Source organism: Sphingomonas sp. BL-S-05, from assembly GCF_055521695.1.
Genome location: NZ_CM145499.1, coordinates 600,097 through 620,351, shown reverse-complemented (window position 1 = coordinate 620,351; position 20,255 = coordinate 600,097). Strand labels below are relative to the sequence as shown.

Here is a 20,255-nt window from a genome sequence, read left to right as displayed (position 1 = left end):
GAGAGGTCGAGAAGCGTCCGTCGAGAAGGCATTGATGGGCTGGACGTGTCAAAGAGCGCGGGCATTCTGACCGTCTCCCGGTTTGTAGGAAAGGGCGGTGGCGCGTTCTCGACGGACGCTTCTCGACAGGCTCGAAGCTGCTCGAACCGAACGGGGTGAGTCGAGGAGGTCAGTAGTCCCGGGAGATGCGGACGTTGGTGCTCTGGCGGCCCAGCGTCGAGATCGACGCCAGCAGCGACAGCCAGCGTGTCACCTGGAACTCGATGCGGGTGGCGGAATAGCCCTGCCCGTCGGTGACGATTTCGGCATAGAAGCGCCGCGTCAGATATTTGCCGGCGGCGACCGATGTCCCCTGGCCGGTCTGCGGATCGGCGGGGAGGATGCGCAGCCGGTCGAGGCCGGCGGCACGACGGACGGCGTTGATCGGGTTGAGGCCACCTTCGCCATTCTGGAGCGCGGCGACGGCGGCGGCGAGCTGCAACGCTTCGGGCGCCGACAGGTTGGTGATCGAGGTACCGAACAACAGCCGCGACAACAGTTCGTCCTCGGGCAGGGCCGGTACGCTCTGGAAGCTGATTTCGGGGCGGGTGGCGGTACCGGCGACGCGGATCGTCGCATTCAACCCCTGCGTATCGGCGGCGGCGACGATGTCGAGCGCAGGGTCGGCGGGGCTTTCGCCGTTGAAGCGCAATGCACCGCGATCGACGCGGAATTCGCGGCCGGCAAATTCGTAATCGCCGCGGACCAGATCGGCGCGACCGTTGATGATCGGGTTGGTCGGCTCCCCGGTGATGGCGAGATCGGCGGACCATTCGCTGGTCAGGCCGAGGCCGGTGACGATCAGCCCGCCGGGGGCGCGGGCCTTCAGGTCGAGCTTCCACGGCACGACGGCGGCGGCGGCTTCGTCGTCGCCATCGGGGCGGTTGATCTCGCGGATATTGAGGCGCGGCAGCGGCGCGGTGGCGGTCGCGCGGCCAAGGCGGTAGCGGCTGCCGTCCATCCGCACCTGTCCAGAGATCGTGCCGCCCGCGCCGTCGCTGCGGATCGCGATCGGACCGGTGACGGTCGCGCCGATCGAGTCGGTGTTGATGAGCCGCGCGCGATCGGCGTTGAGCGACAGGTCGATGCCGAAGCCGCGCACCGCCGCGAATTCGAACGCGCCGGTGCCGGTCACCCGCCCCTGTCGCCCGTCGCTGGCGGCGAAGCGATCGATGACCAGCCGCGATCCGTCGAAGCGGCCCTGCGCCTCGACGCCGGTCAGCACGGTGCCGGTGATCGCGCTTTCGATACGCGCGCCGCTGGAGCGGACGACGCCGCGGATGCGCGGGTCGGCGAGGCGCCCGGACACGTCGGCGCCGACGGCGACCGGGCCGGACAGGTCGAACAATTCGATGCCGGTCAGCCGCCACAGCGTATCGGCTGGGCCGCCATAGCGAAGCTGCGCGATCAGCGGCGCGTTGGCGATGCGGGTGGCGAGGTCGCCCTGCCCCAGCGGCGCAAGCCGGGCCTGGGCGCGGCCGATCGTCTTGCCGCCGCTGGCCATGACCGCGCGCACGCCGGCGCGATTGGCGTCGAGCACGGCGGCGATGCCGACATCGATCGGGGTCGACGACAGGACCAGTCCCGACCGGCTGAGGCCGCGCACGGTCATGTCGACCCGGCCGCTGGGCGTATCGCCGGTCAGCGCATAGGCGATCTTGCCCGATGCGGTGCCACCCAGGCCCAGCCCCGGATAGCCGATATCGAGCACTGCCAACGGCATGCGCGCGACGTCGAGGGTCAGTTCGCTGGCAGTCGCACCGAACGCACCGCCGACCGTGGCGGTGCCGCCAGCGAAGCTGAAGCGCGTCGGGGCGAGGCGCCAGCCTTCCCCTTCGCGGCGCAGGACCGCCGGGGTTTCGAGCTTGAGCGGGCGGCGGTCGAGCGTGCCTTCGGCGGTGATCGTATAGCTGTCGGCGGCGACCTGCGTCACGCTTTGGATCGAGAAGGCGCGGCCGCGCGATCCGGCGATGGCGGCGCCGACCTCGCCAACGCCGTCGACCAGCTTCGCGCTGCCCGCGAGGCGCGCGATCGATAGTTTGCCGCGCCGAAAGCCTTGCGCGGTGACGGTCGCGTCGAGGGTCGTGCCGCCCTCCGCCAGCACGATGCCCGCCTCCAGCCGGCCGCGCCGGACCATGCCGGCGGCGCCCAGCCGGGCGCGGGTCGCGTCGAGCGCGATATCGATGCGCTGGTCGCTGCCCTGCGGGCGGAAGGCGATGGTGCCGGTGATTCCGCCACCATCGACGTTCAACTGCCCGAGAAAGCCGTCCTCGACGATATCGATCGCGCCGTTGGCGCGGGTGCCGCTGACCTCCAGTTCGTCGACGGCGATGCGCGCGGTGCCGCCGCTTGGCAACAGGGTGCGGCCATTGGCGGTGAAGGGCCCCAGCCGCGATCCACCGGCGGCGCGATAGGCGAAGCCTTCCGGCGTCGGGTCGAGATGGGCGATGACGTCGGCCAGACCCAGCGTGGCGTTGGGCGATGCGAAGCGCAAGTCGAGCGTCGGTTTGGAGATGTTGCCGTCGAGGATGAGCTGGACGGGGCCATAGGTCGCCTGCCGCCCGCTGCCTTCGAAATGGAAGGTCCCGTCGCGGCGGCGATAACCGTTGCCGCTGAGGGCCAGGCCCGGCGAGGTCAGACGCAGGCCGCGCAGGTACAGGATGCCGTCCCTGTCGCGCTCCAGCCCGGTTTCGATGCGCGGCAACCCCTGCGTCAGCGAGCGGAAGAAGCCGTTGTCGAGCCGGCGGACCTGCGCCAGTCCGCGCCCGACGATGCGGGTACCGCCACCGGGGATCGGCACGGCGGTCAGCCGGGTCTGCACATCGACCAGCCCGAGGCCGGGGATCAGATAGCGTTGCAGCGCGCCGCTGATCCCGACCTCATAGCGGCCGGTGGTCAGGTCGAGCGTCAGCATGATGCGCCCGTTGAGCTTGTCCGACCGGACGATCAGGTCGTTGCCGACCAGCGTGCGCGTGCCGACCGCGAGCTTGCCCGTGACCGACAGGTTGCGCAGGATGCCGCCCGCGACATCGCCGACCCCCGTCACCCGCGCCGCCGCCAGCCGGATCGGGACGATCACCGGTGCCTTGGAAAAGCGCCCCTGCCCTGCGGCCACGACGCTCTCGAAACCGGTCTGGTCGAAGGCGAGCCGGGCGGCGCGCAGGCGATAGTCGAAGCGCGCGGTCGCAAACTCGCCGTCGAGGATGGCGCGCAGTTCGATATCGCGGCCGGTCATGTTGGGAAACAAGGCAGCCGGGCGCAGCAGGCGCGCACGCAAACGCAGGTCGCGAAAGGCGCTGGTGCCGAGATCGACGATGCCATCGGCCTCCAGCGCCAGCGCCGGGCTGCGCAGCGCGAGGACGCCGTCGATCTGCCGGTTGGCGAAGGTCGCGCTGCCGGTGACGCGAACCTGGGGGGCGGTCAGCCGTTGCAGCTTGCCCTGCAACAGCGTCGAGGGTGCAAGCGTGCCGCCGAGCGTATAGCGGCCGGCGCGGACGCCCAGGGTCAGGTCGAGGAGGCGGGCGCGACCGGCATCGGCGACCGCGCGCCCGTCCCATGCCGACCAGCGGCCGTCGCCTGATACCTCTACCGACAGGGGCCGGCGGATGCCGCTGGCGGTGGCGAGCAGGCCGTCGGCGACGCCCCGCGCGCGTAGGTCGACGTCGAACCGGTCGCGATCGGGTTCGGCATCGAGGCGCAGGCGCAGTCGGTCGCTATTGGCGATATCGAGCGCGAGGTCGACCAGCGCGCGACCCGAGCGGATATCGGCCTGTCCGGCGAGGCGGCCGACGCGGGGCGTGCCGGTCACCGCCTTGGCCAGTTCGAGCCGCTCGACGCTCAGCCGGCCGATGCGGATGTCGAAGCCGGGCAGGATCGGGCCCTTGCGTCCGGTCGGGGCGGGCTGCGGCAGCTTGGCGAGGATAGCGCGGGGGATGGTCAGGCTGGTGATCGCCAGCCGGTTCGACCAGAATTCCCATGGCCGCCAGTCGAGATCGGCGACGGGCGCGCGCAGCACCAGCCCCTTGGGATCGTAGATGCGGACGTCCATCAGCCGCGCCTTGCGATAGATCGAACCGTCGATCCGGCCGATGCGATAGCGCATGCCGTTGGCGGGTTTGAGCGTCGCGATCTTGTTGGCGATCAGCCGGTGGCCGGGGCCGGTGTCGATGACGACCAGCAGCCCGGCGATGGCGATGACGATCGCCGCCACCAGCTGCGCGAGGCGGCGGCCCCAGCCGATCCGACGCCGGGGCGCGGGCGCAGGCGCAGTGTCGGCGGGCGCCTCGGTCAAAAGGCCTGCCCCAGCGAGACATAGACCGCGACGCGCGGGTCGCCGCGCTGCGGGTTGATCGGGGTGCCGACATCGACGCGGATCGGGCCGAAATTGCTGTAATAGCGGACCCCGATGCCGGTGCCGAAGCGCATGCCGGTGAAGCGCGGCAGGGTCGAGGTATAGATATTGCCCGCGTCGAGGAACGGCACGACCCCGAAATTGCCGAAGGCGCGGACGCGCGCCTCCAGCGAGAATTCGGCGAGGCTGCGGCCGCCGATCGGATCGTTGTTCGGGTCGCGCGGACCGATATCCTGAAAACCATAACCACGCACCGACGCGCCGCCGCCGGCATAGAAACGCCGCGAGGGTGCGACCGCATCGCGCGGGGCGCCGAGGATCGAGCCGATGCGGGTGCGCCCGGCCAGCACGACGCGGCCGGTGACCGGGCGATAGACGCTGGCGTCGATCTGCGCCCGGGTATAGCCGAACACCTGCCCCTGCAGCGACAATTCGGGGCTGATCCGGCCGCCCAGCCGGAACCCCTTTGTCGGGTTGAGCAGGTCGTCGGAGCCATCGTAATTTAGGCTGCTGGGCAGCGCGCCGATGAAATAGGTGCGGCGGCGCGGTTCGCCGGTGGCGGCGATCACGTCGCGTTCGTCGGTCGCGACCAGTTCGCCGCCCAGCGACCAGGTCCAGGTCTTTTGAAAGAAAATATTGGTCTGCCGCTCCAGCCCGGCCGAGAGCGAGACGGTGTTCGCTTCGAAGGCGTTGCGGACGAGGTGGGTCGCGGCGACCTGCGCCGTCAGCACGCGGTCGCGCCCATGGAAATTGTTGCGGCGGAACGTCACCGCCGCGACCTGTTCGAGCGTGCCGAGCACCCCGCGCAGCGTCAGCGCGCCTTCGGGCGGGAACAGGTTGCGGTGGGTCCAGCTCGCCTCGACCCGCGCGCCTTCGCCGGTGCCATAGCCGATTTCGCCGGCGATGGTGCGCGGCGGGGCGGGTTCCATGGCGAGGTTCAGGTCGACCGTGCCGGGCGTCGCCCCCTCGACCGGGGTCAGGCGGACCTGCGACACGAGGCTGGTCTGGACGATGGCGCGGCGCAGATCGTCGACCAGCGTCGAATCATAGGTCTCGCCGGGTTTGAAGCGGGCGATGTCCTGCGCATGGTCGCCGTCGAAGATACGGTTGGGCGTGGTGACGATCCGGCCGAAGCGACGTTCGCCGCCGGGCGCGACCGCAATGTCGAGCGTCGCGGTGCGGGTGGCGTGGTCGACGGTGATCTCCGGCTCGCCGACATTGGCGAAGGGAAAGCCTTCGCGGCCGATCGTCTGGGTCAGCCGGTCCTGCGCGGCGACGACGCTGTCGCCCTGTACCGGGGTTTCGGGCTTGATCGGGAAGGCGTCGCGCAGTTCCGGTGCCTTGTCGCCCGCGGCGGCGATGCCGGGGGTGCGGACCTGTGCGAAGCGGTAGAGCTGGCCGGGTTCGACCTCGAGATAGACGATCAGCCTGTCGCCTTCGGGGCGAACGCTGGTCGAGATGCGCGCGTCGAAATAGCCTTCGTTGCGGAGCAGTTCGTCAAGGAGGCGGGCGTCCTCGCGCGCGCGACGATCGATCTGCGCAGCGTTGGCGGGTTCGCCTTCATTGGCGCGCAGCGTCGAGAGTTCGTTGAAGCGCTGCCGAAACAGGTCGGTGTTGATGCCGTCGATGCCGGTGATGCGGTAGTTATAGCGGAATTCGCCGCCGGCACGCTGTGGCCCGGTCGTCGCGTCGGGATCGGCGGGCGCGGTCGACAGGTCGGGCCAGGCGACGCCGATATCGGGCAGGTCGGCCATCGGCGCATCGGGATCGAGCGGCGTTTCCTGTGCGAACGCCGCCGGGCCCGCGAAAGCGAGCCATCCGGCGCTCAACAGCACGGCAAGCCGGCAGCTCGACATGAGAAGCTCCTAGCGGAGCGACACCGCCCCCGCCAAGGGCCAAGCTTAGTGAATCGTGCCCCAAACGCCCGGACGTGCGAGCATATTGACGAGGCGTGCCACCTGTCGCCAGCGACAGAACTGGATGACATTGTCGTTGTCGCGGGCATCGGCGGCCCGCGAGACGGCTTCGTCGGCGGCGCGCGTGCCGAAATCGGTGATCAGCTCATGCGCCGTCGCCAGATCGGAAGCATCGGAAATATAGGGCGGAAGGGCGATCGAATCGAGCATGGCGGCGCTTGTATCATGGTTCGTGCCGGAACCGTACCGACCGCATCTACTGCGGGAGACGATGGTTACCGCCTGCACCGCCATCCCGTTTCGGGACGGCGGGGCGTGCCGGAGCGGCACGGACGGCACGCAGTGGCGCGGGCGCGGCGCGTGTGGCAAAGGTCGGCGATGAACAGACCTTCGCAAAGCCCCAAGGCCGGCGGGATGCCGATCGCGCTCGGCACGCTGGGCGGTGCCATCATCGGCGCGGTGTTCGGCGAGGCGACGATCGGGTTTCTGGTCGGGCTGGCGCTGGGTATCGGAATCGCCGTGATAATCTGGCAGCGGGACCGCCGCTGAAAGTTGGCGAAGTTGACACTGCGTCGACGTCGTTTGGAAGATTTATCGATTATCCTACAATGATTTAGACGCGCCTTTCAGCTTGGAAGTTGACACTTGGCGCCTTTCGCCTGCGGACGGCTGGAGGAACCACGGCGACCCTCGCAAATGCCGGGCCTGTAGGAAACGCTATAGCGAACGCGACAGCCAGACGACGCGGCCGATGATGTCGGGCCGGCCGGTCACGGCGATCGGCGGATAGGCCGGATTGTCGCTGAGCAGTTCGACGCCGTCACGCGTGCGGGCCAGACGCTTGACCAGCAGCACATCGTCATGACGCACGACATGGATCGCGCCGGACACGCCGCGCCGGTCGCCGCGATCGACGAGGATCACGTCGCCATCGGAGAGCGTCGGCTGCATCGAATTCCCCGCGACGCTAATCATCGACGCGTTTTCGGCGCGGACCCGCAATTGGCGGAGCAGCGCGGCATCGATGCGCAGCGCGCCGTCGCCCAGATCATCCTCGACCAGCCCCCCCGGCCCCGCAGAAGCGGCCGCGTCGATGCGCGGAATCGCGATCAGCGGATGTTCCGGCGGGCCGCCCAGCACCGATTCGGGGACGCCCAGATAACGCGCGAGCGTCGCCCGATCGGCCTCCGCCAGCTTCCGCGGTGAACCGCGTTCGATAAATTGCTGAAGATACGCGGGGTTACGGCCCAGCACCCGGGACAGCTCCGCAAGGCTGACGCCGCGTTCCCCGGCAAGGCGCGCGATCGCGGCACGGATGTCGTTCGATTCCATAGCCAAATCATAGTCGTAGGATTTTTCCTAGACAAGTTGGATTTCAAGGAACAGATCATGAACACAGATGGAGTCGAACGGGCAGACGGGAGCGATGGATGCATAGTATTTTGCAACGGATCAGCCAGCATTTGCAGGCTACGGGCACGCCGGAAACGCTGTTCGGGCGGCGGGCGGCGGGCGATCCGCGACTGGTCGGCGACCTGCGCAACGGGCGGCAGCCACGCCCCCCGCTGATCGCCAAGATCGAAGCCTATATCGACGCGCAGGAGCGTCGGCATTGAGCCGGGGTCCCGATGCGGCGACGCTGCTCGAACGGCGGTTGCGGATCGCGGCCGAGGCGGCGGGGGTCACGGTCACGGTCGGCGAAGCGGACTGGACCCGCTGGGCCAGCGCGACCTTTGTTGGGGCGCGGCATCGGCTGACGCTGAGCGGATCGGGCGTGGCGTTCGATGCGTGGATCGCCGGGCTGGCCGAGGCGAACCTGCCGCTACGCGGGCATCTGGTCGCGGATGTCGCGCTGGTGGCGCGGACGGGGGATGCGGTGATGGTGGAGGTGCTGACGGTCGAGGAGCGGTGAAGGTCGGGTACAGAGCGGCCCCCTCGTCCCGATAAGGGGAGCGGGTTGCGCGTGACGTGACCCCCGTTTCTTCATCCAGATGGAACTAGAGACCGGCCCTTCGAAGGGACGGACGGAATGAAGCGGAAGCAGTTTTCTGAAGAGCAGATCATCGGCATTCTGAAGGAGGCCGAGGCGGGTGCGGTGGTGACGGAGCTGTGCCGCAAGCACGGCATGTCGAGCGCGACCTACTATGCGTGGAAGGCGAAGTTCGGCGGCCTGGAGGTGTCCGATGCAAAGCGCCTGCGGTCGCTCGAAGAGGAGAACGCCCGGCTCAAACGGCTACTGGCGGACACGATGCTCGACAACGCGGGGTTGAAAGACCTGCTGTCAAAAAAGTGGTGATGCCCGCCGCGAAGCGACAAGCGGTCGCGCATCTCCAGGCGACGTTGGGGATGAGCGAGCGGCGGGCATGCGCGGTTGTCGGAGCGGATCGCACGAGCATGCGGTATCGCTCGTGCCGGGCAGATGATGGCGATCTGCGGTCAAGGCTGCGTGAGCTGGCGCAGCAGCGTCGGCGGTTCGGCTATCGACGGCTGCACATCCTGCTGTGCCGGGACGGTATCACGATCAACCGCAAGAAGACCCAGCGGCTCTACCGCGAGGAGGGCCTGACGGTGCGTCGTCGTAAAGGACGAAGGCGTGCTACAGGCAGCCGGGCACCCGCGCCGGTGCTGGCGCTGCCGAACCAGCGCTGGAGCCTGGACTTCGTGCACGACCAGCTCGTCACCGGCCGGCGGTTCCGTGTGCTCAACATCGTCGACGACGTGACGCGCGAATGCCTCCGGGCGGTGGTGGACACGTCGATCTCGGGCCGGCGCGTCGTGCGCGAGCTGGCCGATCTGATCGCCGAACGTGGCAGGCCGAAGATGATCGTCAGCGACAACGTCCTATGTCGGGAAGCAGCGGCGGGTTTTGGCCAGCAGATATCCATGCGCCGACAACCGTCGGCGCGGCATGCAATCTGAGCCAGATGGCTCCCACCGTCAACGGGATCGCTCCCTGCCATAGCAAACACAGGATCCAGCAGCGCCGAGGCGGCCGTGGTCCTCACCATCCTTAAAACGAGATACGCACCCAGGTGGAAGGCCCGAACATTATCTACAGGGTCGCTCGACGAGCGCCCTCACGGCACTTGCAGAGAGGGGTCCTTCCACCTGGCATCCGACCGTTCGAGGAACGGCCGGTACTCTGTCCCCGTCTTGATGACGGCGTGAGCCACGCGCGCCATCTTGGCGGTGAGCGCCGTCATCGCCTTGCGGCGACGGTCGGCATCGTCCGCGTGCCCGGCGACATATCGTCCGAGCTTGTCGCGGAAGCTGTTGTCGCGCTGACGCGCGGCGACCTGGGCAGCCATCCAGAAGGTCCGGCGCAGGCGCGCATTGCCGTACTTGGACAGCTTCGTGCGGCCACGGAACGTGCCTGACTGACACGTTGCGAGATCGAGACCGCAGAACTTCAGGAACTGACGATGATGGTTGAAGCGCCGCAGATCACCGGCCTCGGCCAGGATGGTCAGCGCGTTGATCGGACCGATGCCCGGAATGTTGCGCAGCAGCTGGTAGTCGACGTCATCGGCGAGCCGCGCATGGGCCAGCCGCTCGATCTCGTCTCGCTGGTGGATGAGGCTGCGGCCCTGCGCGATGACCATGCGGAACATGGTGATGGCGGCTGAGTTCTCCGGCACCGGCAGTGCCGTCGAGGCGGACGCCGTCTCGTAGATGTCGTTGATGAGGCGTGCCTTGGAGACCTTGCGGCCGATGAGCGGCCATGCCGCGGCCGAGAACGCCTCGCGGTCCAGCGCCGTGATGGTGGCCGGCGTCGGAAACCGCTCGATGAGCGCCAGGAACCAGTCGGACCGGCTGTTGCCTGCGAAGCGGGCGATCTCGGGGAAGTACAGCGGCAGGTAGTGGGTCAGGATCCGATGCCAGGTCTGCGTCTTCATCCTTGAGATCGTCTCGTGAGTCTTCGAGAGCTCCTGCAGGTCGTTGATTCCGGCCACCAGCGGGTCGACGTAGCGCTGCGTCGCACCGATCCGCAGCATGTGCAGGATGACCTGCGCGTCCTTGGAGTCGTTCTTGTCCCAGCCGTTGTGCAGCGCCTCGCGCGTTCTGGCGAGCGCGACCGACGAGATGAGGCGCAGCTCGAACCCTGCCGTCAGCAGCCGGTGCGCCAGCGTACGATGGTAATTACCCGTCGCCTCGAACCCGACGATGATAGGGCGCCCGATAGCAGCGAGTTGCTCGGCAAAGCCGTCATAGTCCTGCCTGGTCGCCATGACGGTCATCCGCCGGCGCCGGCCGCCTTCCGGTCGCTCGATGAGAACCTCCTGTCGGCTCTTGGACATGTCGATGGCTACCAGCACGGCGCCGGCAGGCGTAGAGGTGAGCTTGGTCATGGTCGGTCGGCCTCCAAAGTGTTGTCTCGACAACCTCACTTTAGATACCTGCTGACCGGCCATGGCTTGCCCTGATGAAGTCTGCGGCCGCTACGCGGCCTTGTCTTCATCAGGGCCATAGCGGCTCCCGAACCAGCGCTTCCCAATGTGCTATGGGACCGAGCTGACGTCGAACGCGGTGCTCGCCTGGTCCGGCGACGTGGGCATCGAGTGGCATTACATCGCGCCGGGCAAGCCGACGCAGAACGGGTTTGTCGAGAGCTTCAACGGTCGCATGCGCGACGAACTGCTCAACGAGACGCTGTTCTTCACCATCGGCCAGGCCCGCTCGATCCTGGCGCGCTGGGTCGACGACTACAATACCGAGCGGCCGCACTCGTCGCTCGGCTACGCCACTCCGGTAGCCTTCGCTGCCGGGCTCGAACAGCAACGGGCGGGCTTAACCCCGCTCGTTGCTTCACCTGCGCTCGTGCGCGACAACACCGGTCGGTCTCTGGTTGCAGCTGGATGAAAGACCGGGGTCACGTCACGCGGACTTGGTGTTTGCGTAGCAAACGCCTCGAGTTGGATGACATGGTTTTGACCCGTTCGTCCTGAGAGGCTGACCGGGAAAAGGTTGGATGACCTCGCCATGTATGATTCGATCGTGGTTGCGAAGCTACGAAAGGATCGACGATGGTTTGGAATGAGGCCACCCGGGAGCGGTATCGCCGGGCCGAGGGTGGGTATGCAAGCGACTTGAGTGCGGCGGAGTGGCGGGTATTGGGTCCGCTTCTGCCGCCGCCGTCGGTTCGTGGCCGACGGCGGCGGACGCCGCTGAGACGGATCGTGAACGCGTTGCTGTATCTGCTATGGTCGGGATGTCCGTGGCGTGGTCTGCCGCGTGATTTTCCGCCGTTCACGACCGTACAGTATCATTTCTACCGCTGGCGCGATCAGGGCTGGTGGCCCCGGATCAATGCGTTGCTGGTGGCACGTTCGCGGATGCTCGAGGGGCGCGATCCCGAACCATCGGCCGTGGTGATCGACAGCCAGAGCGCGCGTACCACCGAGAGCGGCGGTCCGCGCGGGTTCGATGCTGCCAAGAAGGTCAACGGTCGCAAGCGCCACATCGCGACCGATACGTCAGGCCGATTGATCGAGGCGCGGATCACTCCGGCAAACGTGCAGGACAGCCATGGCGCCGTGCCGTTGCTCAAGGCGCTGGCCGCCCGGTTTCCCGGCCTGCGCCATGCCTATGCCGACCGCGCCTATCGCGGCAACAAGCTGCTCGACGCGGTCGCCGATCCGCGGCCATGGACCATCGAGATCATCACCCGCTCGCAACGCGTCGGACACTTCGTCCAGGAACCGCGACGATGGGTCGTCGAGAGGACGTTCGCATGGCTCGGTCGAAACCGGCGTCTCGCCAGGGACTATGAAGCCTCCGAACAGTCGCAGGAAGCCTGGTGCAACCTCGCTTCCGTCAAAACCCTCACCAGACAAATCGCCAGATCTCAATAACGAGTCAGACTCTGAGTAGCCGCCGAGCCTGTCGAAATGGCGTATCGAAGGACCGTCTGTGGCGCGTGCTTCGATACGGGTCTTCGACAAGCTCAGCCCCTACTCAGCACGAACGGTTCTGCCTGTTGTCATCACGCTATAGTCGGAGCCGGGTGAGGGGTGGAGCGCTCGCGCAAGCGAGCGCACGAGCCTTTGGCTCGCTTGCCCCTCTCCCAACCTGCGCTAGCCAGCAAGCTGGCAAGCTTCGGTATCCCTCTCCCCTGTCCGGGGAGAGGGTCTTGGGTTATTCGCCGCCGGCCATGCGGCGGAGGGCGCCCAGCGCGGAAGCGAGGCCAGTGGACTGCGCCTTGGCGGCTTCCTGCCGTTCGATTTCGGCAGAGCGGCGGCGTTGCAGCCCTTCGTCGAGGCGGTCGAGCAGCGCGTCGAGGCTGGGCAAGGGTGCCGGTTCGATCGTCGGTTCGGCGGGCGCGATATCGGGTTGGGCCGCTAGTACTTCCGCGACCGGCGGTTCGGCGGCGGGCGGCGGAGTGACATCGACCCATTCGGGTGCGGCGGGCATGTCGGCCATGAACGACGCAACCTCGTCCGGCTCGGACGTAGCGGCAGGTTCCAGCACCACCGGCGGTTCCGGCGCGAACAGCGGCGCGGCGTCTTCCTGCGTCTGCTTTTCGGCGGGCGGCGCTTCGGCACGCGGCGCTTCGGCACGCGGCGCTTCGGCACGCGGCGGTTCGACGGGCGTCGGCGGCACGGGCGCCTCCTGTTCGGGGGGCGCAAAAAAGGCGTCGGGTGCGACGGTCGATTCGTCGACAGGCGCGGGCGTCGGGCGGAAGAGCGGCCGCACCGCCTGCGCCGGGGCGGCGGGGACCGGGGGCACGGCGGCAGGGTCGAAGATCGCCATCGGCACGTTCAGGTCGCGCGGCAGGTCCATTTCGGTCTCGACCGGATCGAGCGGGTCGAGGAACGGCTTGCCGAGATCGCGCGCGGCACGGACCGGCGGGCGTGGCGGCGCGTCGGGATGGGCATCGGCCCGGCGGACGCTGGGTTCGGCACTGGCGGCGCGGCGGCGGCGCTTGGCAGGCAGCAACAGCCATAGCCCGATCCACAGCGGCCCGGCGATCAGCGTCGCGGCGGCGAGCATCAGCGTGACGCGCGCGGTCATGCCCAGTGGCGGCGCGGCGGCGGGGAGCAGCGCCGGCAGGCCGCTGGCCTCGACCGCAGCCTCGATCCGCCATACCGGCAGCAGCGCGATGACCAGCGCCACCGTCAGCGCGGTGAAGATCGCGACGATGGGGACCTGAGAGCGCTTCATGCGTCGACCAACGGCCGGGCGGGCGCAGTGGTTGCAGGAGCGTTACGACCGATCAGCCGCTGGTAAAGCGGTTGATAGCGCGCGACGTTCGATGCCCAGTTCCGTTCCGATTCGACGAAAGCGCGCGCGCGGTCGCGCATCGGTTCCCAGCCCGAACGATCGGCGAGCAACGACGCGACGCGGCTGGCGAGCGCCGCGGGATCGTCGGGGGCGAACAGCGTGCCGGTGTCGCCGTCGCGGATCAGCTCGCGATGGCCGCCAACATCGGACGCGACGACCAGCCGGCGCTGCGCCATCGCCTCGAGCGGTTTGAGCGGGGTGACGAGATCGGTCAGGCGCATCGCCTTACGGGGATATACGAGTAGATCGACGAGTCCATAGTAGCGTTCGACTTCGTGATGCGGCACGCGGCCGATGAAGCGGATCGCATGGGCCGCACTGGACGCCTCGGCCTGGGCGCGCAGGGTCGATTCCATCGGCCCGCCGCCGACCAGCAGCAGGCGAACGTTCGGGCGCGCGGCGACCAGCGCGGGCATCGCCGCGATCAGCGTATCCAGCCCCTCATAGTCATAGAAGCTGCCGAGATAGCCGAGCACTTCCCGGCCCGTCAGATCGAGTTCGGCGGCGAGCGCGGCATCGGGCGCGGGCGGATCGCCGAACAGGGTCAGGTCGACGCCGTTGGGCGAGACCATGATCTTGGCGGGATCGATGCCGCGCGCGATCAGGTCGCGGCGCAACCCTTCGCAGATGACGGCGACGCCATCGGCGCGACGTACCGCCCAGCTTTCGAGCGCGCGAGTCGCGCGGTAGCGGGGCGAGCCTTCGGTACCGGTGCCATTGCCGACGGCGGCGTCTTCCCAAAAGGCGCGAATCTCATAGACCAGCGGCAAGGCGCGCTTGCGGGCGACCTTCAGTGCGGCAAGCGCATCGAGCACCGGCGAATGGGCGTGGAGGATGTCGGGGCGGAATTGCGCGACCACGTCGTCGATGCGCGCGGCGAAGGCGCGGATTTCGGCAAGTTCGCCCAAGGGTGCCGGCCGGCTGCGCGGCGGCACGGTGCGGTGGAAGTCGATGCCGTCGATCGTCTCGCGGGCGCGCTCGCTCACCCCCTGCCGCGCGCCGGTGACGGCCGCCACGCTCCAGCCGCGCGCCATCTGTGCAGTCAGGATCGCGCGGGTGCGGAACGTGTATCCACTGTGCAGCGGCAGACCATGATCGAGGATATGGAGGACTCGCATGGCCTGTTCCTGCCAGAACTTGGTTAACGGAGATGTAAAGCGACGATACTCCTAATCCCCGGCAAAGGCGAAGGGGGTCAGGCCGCCGTCGCGATCGTCGAGGCGCATGGCGCGGCCGGCGGGCGGGGCGGAGCGTTGCGGACAGTCGCCCCGCGTGCAGGCGCGGCACCCTGCCCCCACCGGCACCCCGCGCGCGGTGAGGTCGAGGCCGCGCGCGGCGGCAAGGCCGGCGGCCTGTTCGGCGGCGATGCCGAGCATGACGACGAAGCGCGCGCGGACTTCGCCGGCCAGCGCACCGGGCGGGGTGACGGTGCGGGCGATGGTCAGCCAGCGGCCGCCGGCTTCGGGTTCGACCAGTTGTACGATCGCCTCTCCGCTGCGCGCGAAGGCGTCGAACGCGCCGAGCAGCGGACAGGGCGCGCCCTCGACCAGTGGCGACTGGCTGGCGCCGGCGAAGCGTTTCGAAATCTGGCCGGCGCGGTCGATGCGCAGCAGGCAGAAGGACAGGCCCCGCGCGCCGACGCGGTGGAGCGTGGTGAGCCGATGGGCGACATGTTCGAACCCCGCGCCGAAGCGGCGGCCGAGTAGCGCGATGTCATAGCCGGTCGCCTCGCACGCGCGAAGGAAGCGGGCATAGGGCATCATGACGGCGGCGGCGAAATAGCCGTGCAGGTGGCGCCGCAACCAGAGCTCGGCGGTGCGATCGGTCAGGCCGGCACCGCGTACCACCGCGTCGACCTCGGCGCGTGCCTCCGCATGGCCCAGCGCGCGGGCGAGCGCGAAGCTGCGCGAGGCGGGGTCGAGGCGTTCGGAGAGTTGGAGTTGCCGGGCGTGCAGGTCGGTGCGGTGAAGTCGGTCGGGCATCGCCTCCACCGGCAGCAGCCGGACCGACAAATGGTGGCGGACGCGCAGGCGATCGGCCATCGCCGCCGCCGCATCGCCGCCGCTCTGGCGGAGGTCGTCGGCGAGTGCTTCGGCCTGCGCGTCGAGATCGGGGAAATGGTTGCGCCAGCGCTCGATCGCGGCGCGGGCCTCGACTGCAGGGTCGGCGGCGAGCGTCTCCCCTGCCCCGCTGCCCAGACGGTCGAAGGCGCGGGCAAAGGCTTCGGCACCGCCCGGGGCGCTGGCCAGCCACTCGGCAATGTCCGCGCGGTCGAGCGCGAGGTCGGCGAACATCGGGTCGGCAAGGCGGCGGCGCAGCGCATCGGCGCCCCCTGCCGGTTCGCTGGCGGCCAGCGTGCGCGCGTCGAAGCCGAAGCGTTCGGCGAGCGCCACCAGCAAGGTCGCGGTCAACGGACGCTGATTGCGCTCGATCAGGTTAAGATAGCTGGGCGAGACGCCGAGCAGCTCGGCCATCGCCGCTTGGGTGAGCGCCTGCCCACGGCGCAGGCGGCGGACGGCGTGACCGGCGAAGAGCTTGGTTTCCATTGGCCGCCCCTTTGTCATGAATTGACAACTTTACGACGAAAACACCGCGTGGCGCGACATTGCAACTGTAATTCTCGCACATGCAGCCTGCGCCGGTCGCGTTCCCAACGGCATAAAGGTGTCAACGACAACCGATACTGTGAAGGACATGACAATGGATATCGCCGAAATGGTCCCAGCCCCGCCCGGCCGCTTCGACGGGATCACCCGCCCCTACACCGCCGCCGACGTCGCGAAGCTGCGCGGGTCGGTCGCGGTCGAGCATACGCTGGCACGGCGCGGAGCGAACCGGCTGTGGGAGCTGCTGCACAGCGAGGACTATGTCCATGCACTGGGCGCGCTGTCGGGCAATCAGGCGATGCAGATGGTGCGCGCCGGGCTGAAGGCGATCTATCTGTCGGGCTGGCAGGTGGCGGCCGATGCCAACACCGCCGGGCAGATGTATCCCGACCAGTCGCTCTATCCGTCGAACGCCGGGCCGGAACTCGCCAAGCGGATCAACGCGACGCTGGGCCGCGCCGACCAGATCGAGCATATGGAGGGCGGCGCCACCCGCGACTGGTATGCCCCGATCGTCGCCGATGCCGAGGCCGGGTTCGGCGGGCCGCTCAACTGTTTCGAGATCATGAAGGCCTATATCGCCGCCGGCGTCGCAGGCGTGCATTATGAGGACCAGCTGGCATCGGAAAAGAAGTGCGGGCACCTTGGCGGCAAGGTTCTCATTCCGACCCAGGCGCATATCCGCAACCTCGACGCGGCGCGGCTGGCGGCGGATGTGGCGGGGGTGCCGACGATCATCTGCGCCCGGACCGATGCCGAGAGCGCCCGGTTGATCACGTCCGATATCGACGAGCGCGACCATCCGTTCCTGACGGGTGAGCGGACGCCGGAGGGCTTTTTCCGCCTGAAGGACGGGACCGGGGTCGATCACTGCATCGCGCGCGGCCTTGCCTTTGCCGAACATGCCGACCTGTTGTGGTGGGAGACGAGCAAGCCGAACCTCGACGATGCGCGGCGTTTCGCCGAGGCGATCAAGGCGAAGTATCCGAACAAGCTGCTCGCCTATAACTGCTCGCCATCGTTCAATTGGGAGAAGAATCTCGACCGCGACGATATCGCCCGCTTCCAGCGCGAAATCGGGGCGATGGGATACAAGTTCCAGTTCGTGACGCTGGCCGGGTTCCACCAGCTCAACTACGGCATGTTCGAACTGGCGCGCGGATATCGCGATCGGGGCATGGCGGCCTATAGCGAGTTGCAACAGGCGGAGTTCGCCGCGGAGGCCAATGGCTATACCGCGACCCGCCATCAGCGCGAAGTGGGTACCGGCTATTTCGACCGCGTCGCGACGACGCTGGCCGGGGGCAGCAGCTCGACCACCGCGCTCAAGGAATCCACCGAAACGGCCCAGTTCGACAAGGCCGCCTGAACCAGAACGAGAGGAGAAGTAGGATGCCCGAACCGACCCGCAGCCGCGCCGTTTTTTCGACCGAGGATTTCCGGTTGCTCAAGGAAGCGCTGGCGACGCATATCCAGACGATCGCCGACCAACCGCAATCGAGCAAATTCGCCCATCTCTACCACCGGCTGGGCCGGATCTGATCCACGCTCCCTAAGCGCGGACGGGCGCGTCGCCGGTTGGCGGCGCGCCCGATTGCGTGATCGGGTATCGGCTGTCATCCTGACGAACCGGACGATTCGAAGATCCGGTTTGTTGCAGGAGAGTTTATGGACACCGCCAGCCTGTTCCGCCTCGACGGACGCGTCGCGCTCATCACCGGCGGATCGCGGGGCATCGGACGGATGATCGCGGCGGGGTTCGTGGCGCAGGGCGCGAAGGTGTTCGTGTCGGCGCGCAAGGCAGACCAGTGCATCGCGACGGCGGAAGAGATCGGTGCAACGGCGCTGCCGCAGGACGTGTCGAGCATCGCGGGGTGCCGCGCGCTGGCCGACCGATTGGCGGCGCAGACCGACCGGCTCGACATCCTCGTCAACAATGCCGGTGCGGCATGGGGCGAGGCGTTCGAGACCTTTCCCGAGGCGGGCTGGGACAAGGTCATGGACCTGAACGTGAAATCGCCCTTCTTTTTGACGCAGGCGCTGCATCCGATGCTCAAGGCGGCGGCATCGCGCGCGCGGCCGGCCAAGGTCATCAACATCACCTCGATCGACGGACAGCGGGTCAATCCGTGGGAGACGTACAGCTATCAGGCGTCGAAGGCCGCGCTGATCCACCTGACCCGGCGGATGGCGGCGCGGCTGGTTGCGGACGCGATCCACGTCACCTCGATCGCGCCCGGCGCCTTCGCCAGCGACATGAACAAGGCGGCGCGCGACCATAGCGACGGGGTGGCGAAACGCATTCCGGCCGGGCGGATCGGCGTCGACGAAGACATGGCGGCGGCGGCGATCTACCTGGCGTCGCGCGGCGGGGACTATGTGGTGGGCGAGACGATCACCGTCGATGGCGGGCTGGTGAATGCGTCGCTGGGCGGGTCGATCGACGGATAGGGAGCGCTTTCGCGTTCGCGGTCGTCAAGGTGCTATCTCGGTGCCGTCCCATGCAAATATCCTTCCGGTCTGCGCGGGCGTCAGGCCATCGAGCACAGCGAGGAGGCGCCCGGCGCTGTACTCGGGCGTGAACAGCTTTTCCGCCGGCACGCCGCGCTGGAACGGCTTGCTCAGGCCCGTGTCGACAGTGCCGGGGTGCAGCGCGACACACACCGCCTGGCGGTGGCTGCGCGCCAGTTCGATCGCGGCGGTGCGGACGATCTGGTTGAGCGCGGCCTTCGATGCGCGATAGCCGTACCAGCCGCCGAGCCGGTTGTCGGAAATGCTCCCCACGCGGGCGGAGATGCAGGCGATGGCGGAGGGCTGGTCCTTGGCGAGCAGCGGAGCGAAATGTTTAAGCGCCAGCGCCGGGCCGATGGTGTTGATGGCGAACAGATGCGCGAGCCGGTCGGCATCGAGGTCTCGCAACGACCGCTCCGGCCCGCCGCCTTCGTCGTGCAGGATGCCGGTGGCGACGATGACGCGCGTCAGGGGCGCGTCGATGGCCGTGGCGGCTGCTTCGATCGACGCCGGATCGGCGATGTCGACCGGGTGATATGCGACATTAGCGGGGAGTAGATCCGGCTTGCTACGGGCGGCGGCAATGATGCGATCATAGCGATGGGAGGCAGCGAGTTCAGCGACCAACGCCGCGCCGATGCCGCCATTTGCGCCGATGATGAGGGCCTGCGCCGAGCTGCCCGCTATTTCCATGATCGATCGGCAACAGAAAGGTTAGGCGATAGTTCCGGGCGTCCAGCAAATAACACAGCGATCGTCGCCGGTGACCGCAAGCTATCCGATCTCGGGGTCGCTAAATCGTTGGTTCGAGACCGCGGCCACGTGCTTCGACTGAAGCCTTAGCCAAGAAATTCTCGATGCCGGCAACGGATGGCTGACGGCATAGCTGGAGTGCTTCGACCTCGGTGAGGCAGTCGATTCCATGCCCGAACTGGGCGCGCCAGAAATGGTCGAGTTCTTCGCCATGACGCTGCCATAGCAGATTGCGGGTTTCTGGTCGCAATGAAATGTGCCGTGCATCGCGGCTTTCGGTCAGCGTTGTGATGGCCACGACCTGCCCGCCGCCCGCTTCGACATGGCCGCGAAGATTGGCCAGCGTTCCCCCCAGCCCGACATGATCATCGACAAGTACATAGGTTGCGCCGCGCCGCACATCACCGTCGAACGTCGCGGGGGTCACCAACCTTTGAAAGGCCGGTGCGCGGGTATGGCCGACCTTGTTGGTCTGGACGATTTCACCGGCAACGACCGACAGGTCTAGCCGGCGGGCCAGTATCTGCGCCATCGCATCGGGGATCGCATTGAACCCCAGCGCTTCGTCCGCGATGACCGGAAGGAGTAGCGCCGCGCGACCGGCGAGAACAGCTTGCAGCACCGCGACGGCCTCTGGTGCCAACAAGTCCCCGGCCAGTGTCAGTGCCGCGTCGGCGTCGCCGGACTTAGCGGCGAAATAGCCCGGATGGCTATCGCGCCGCGCTACACTGGTGTGGACGACGACATCGGGAAAGTCCGCCGGCCAAGAGAAACGGGACGCGAGGACAGTCATGTCAA

Annotated in this window: 16 protein-coding genes and 3 pseudogenes; 9 read left to right on the top strand and 10 right to left on the bottom strand. The window is 67.9% G+C overall.

Going from position 1 to position 20,255, the window contains the following annotated elements:
• Positions 1–169: 169 nt before the first annotated feature.
• Genes ACZ1JS_RS02565 through ACZ1JS_RS02555 form a run of 3 tightly spaced genes read right to left on the bottom strand, consistent with a single transcriptional unit; the run spans position 170 to position 6,600 of the window.
• The gene (locus ACZ1JS_RS02565) at positions 170–4,330 is read right to left on the bottom strand and encodes a translocation/assembly module TamB domain-containing protein (RefSeq protein ID WP_465167581.1); all 4,161 of its coding nucleotides are present in this window, start codon (positions 4,328–4,330) and stop codon (positions 170–172) included.
• Positions 4,327–6,246, bottom strand: coding sequence for an autotransporter assembly complex protein TamA (locus ACZ1JS_RS02560; protein ID WP_465167580.1), 1,920 nt, complete (start codon positions 6,244–6,246; stop codon positions 4,327–4,329). Before ACZ1JS_RS02560 ends, ACZ1JS_RS02565 begins: the two co-directional genes overlap by 4 nt.
• Before the next feature lie 45 nt (positions 6,247–6,291).
• Entirely contained in the window at positions 6,292–6,600 is a 309-nt protein-coding gene (locus ACZ1JS_RS02555; RefSeq protein ID WP_465167579.1) for a hypothetical protein, read from the bottom strand.
• 84 nt (positions 6,601–6,684) lie between these two features.
• On the opposite strand from ACZ1JS_RS02555, the gene ACZ1JS_RS02550 reads away from it, so the two are divergent.
• Entirely contained in the window at positions 6,685–6,855 is a 171-nt protein-coding gene (locus ACZ1JS_RS02550; RefSeq protein WP_242116065.1) for a hypothetical protein, read from the top strand.
• Positions 6,856–7,023: 168 nt separating this feature from the next.
• Here ACZ1JS_RS02550 and ACZ1JS_RS02545 read toward each other — a convergent pair whose 3' ends face one another.
• Positions 7,024–7,638 carry a S24 family peptidase gene (locus ACZ1JS_RS02545; protein ID WP_465167578.1) on the bottom strand — a complete coding sequence of 205 codons (615 nt, stop codon included), beginning with the start codon at positions 7,636–7,638 and terminating at the stop codon, positions 7,024–7,026.
• A gap of 98 nt (positions 7,639–7,736) precedes the next feature.
• Between ACZ1JS_RS02545 and ACZ1JS_RS02540 the strand changes: the two genes are divergently transcribed.
• From ACZ1JS_RS02540 to ACZ1JS_RS02530, 3 genes and pseudogenes are all read left to right on the top strand, one after another.
• Positions 7,737–7,922, top strand: a complete 186-nt coding sequence (locus ACZ1JS_RS02540; protein WP_465167577.1) for a hypothetical protein — start codon at positions 7,737–7,739, stop codon at positions 7,920–7,922.
• The gene (locus ACZ1JS_RS02535) at positions 7,919–8,218 is read left to right on the top strand and encodes a hypothetical protein (protein WP_465167576.1); all 300 of its coding nucleotides are present in this window, start codon (positions 7,919–7,921) and stop codon (positions 8,216–8,218) included. Before ACZ1JS_RS02540 ends, ACZ1JS_RS02535 begins: the two co-directional genes overlap by 4 nt.
• Before the next feature lie 117 nt (positions 8,219–8,335).
• Positions 8,336–9,144 (top strand): annotated as a pseudogene (locus ACZ1JS_RS02530) (IS3 family transposase); the annotation flags it as partial.
• Between the two features lie 214 nt (positions 9,145–9,358).
• On the opposite strand, the pseudogene ACZ1JS_RS02525 reads toward ACZ1JS_RS02530, so the two are convergent.
• Positions 9,359–10,655 (bottom strand): annotated as a pseudogene (locus ACZ1JS_RS02525) (IS110 family RNA-guided transposase).
• Positions 10,656–10,809: 154 nt separating this feature from the next.
• Here ACZ1JS_RS02525 and ACZ1JS_RS02520 point away from each other — a divergent pair.
• Both ACZ1JS_RS02520 and ACZ1JS_RS02515 read left to right on the top strand, forming a co-directional pair.
• Positions 10,810–11,166: pseudogene (locus tag ACZ1JS_RS02520) on the top strand (integrase core domain-containing protein); the annotation flags it as partial.
• Positions 11,167–11,330: 164 nt separating this feature from the next.
• Positions 11,331–12,158: an IS5 family transposase gene (locus ACZ1JS_RS02515; protein ID WP_465167575.1), complete on the top strand. Its 828-nt coding sequence runs from the start codon at positions 11,331–11,333 to the stop codon at positions 12,156–12,158.
• Between the two features lie 283 nt (positions 12,159–12,441).
• On the opposite strand, the gene ACZ1JS_RS02510 is transcribed toward ACZ1JS_RS02515, so the two are convergent.
• The 3 genes from ACZ1JS_RS02510 to ACZ1JS_RS02500 are packed head-to-tail and all read right to left on the bottom strand — an operon-like array spanning position 12,442 to position 16,133.
• On the bottom strand, positions 12,442–13,467 hold the full coding sequence (locus ACZ1JS_RS02510; RefSeq protein WP_465167574.1) for a hypothetical protein: 1,026 nt from the start codon (positions 13,465–13,467) through the stop codon (positions 12,442–12,444).
• A complete protein-coding gene (locus ACZ1JS_RS02505; protein WP_465167573.1) occupies positions 13,464–14,705 on the bottom strand; it encodes a TIGR04063 family PEP-CTERM/XrtA system glycosyltransferase in 1,242 nt (413 codons plus the stop codon). Before ACZ1JS_RS02505 ends, ACZ1JS_RS02510 begins: the two co-directional genes overlap by 4 nt.
• A gap of 51 nt (positions 14,706–14,756) precedes the next feature.
• Complete coding sequence (locus ACZ1JS_RS02500; RefSeq protein WP_465167572.1) at positions 14,757–16,133, bottom strand: helix-turn-helix domain-containing protein; 1,377 nt, start codon at positions 16,131–16,133, stop codon at positions 14,757–14,759.
• A 148-nt stretch (positions 16,134–16,281) separates the two neighbouring features.
• Between ACZ1JS_RS02500 and aceA the strand changes: the two genes are divergently transcribed.
• The 3 genes from aceA (at position 16,282) to ACZ1JS_RS02485 (ending at position 18,644) form a co-directional block, all read left to right on the top strand.
• Complete coding sequence (gene aceA / locus ACZ1JS_RS02495; protein WP_465167571.1) at positions 16,282–17,562, top strand: isocitrate lyase; 1,281 nt, start codon at positions 16,282–16,284, stop codon at positions 17,560–17,562.
• A gap of 23 nt (positions 17,563–17,585) precedes the next feature.
• The gene (locus ACZ1JS_RS02490) at positions 17,586–17,735 is read left to right on the top strand and encodes a hypothetical protein (RefSeq protein WP_200909444.1); all 150 of its coding nucleotides are present in this window, start codon (positions 17,586–17,588) and stop codon (positions 17,733–17,735) included.
• 126 nt (positions 17,736–17,861) lie between these two features.
• On the top strand, positions 17,862–18,644 hold the full coding sequence (locus ACZ1JS_RS02485; RefSeq protein ID WP_465167570.1) for an SDR family oxidoreductase: 783 nt from the start codon (positions 17,862–17,864) through the stop codon (positions 18,642–18,644).
• Positions 18,645–18,668: 24 nt separating this feature from the next.
• Here the strand turns inward: ACZ1JS_RS02485 and ACZ1JS_RS02480 are convergent, their stop codons facing one another.
• A complete protein-coding gene (locus ACZ1JS_RS02480) occupies positions 18,669–19,397 on the bottom strand; it encodes an SDR family NAD(P)-dependent oxidoreductase (RefSeq protein ID WP_465167569.1) in 729 nt (242 codons plus the stop codon).
• A 100-nt stretch (positions 19,398–19,497) separates the two neighbouring features.
• Positions 19,498–20,250: a hypothetical protein gene (locus ACZ1JS_RS02475; RefSeq protein ID WP_465167568.1), complete on the bottom strand. Its 753-nt coding sequence runs from the start codon at positions 20,248–20,250 to the stop codon at positions 19,498–19,500.
• Between the last annotated feature and the right edge of the window lie 5 nt (positions 20,251–20,255).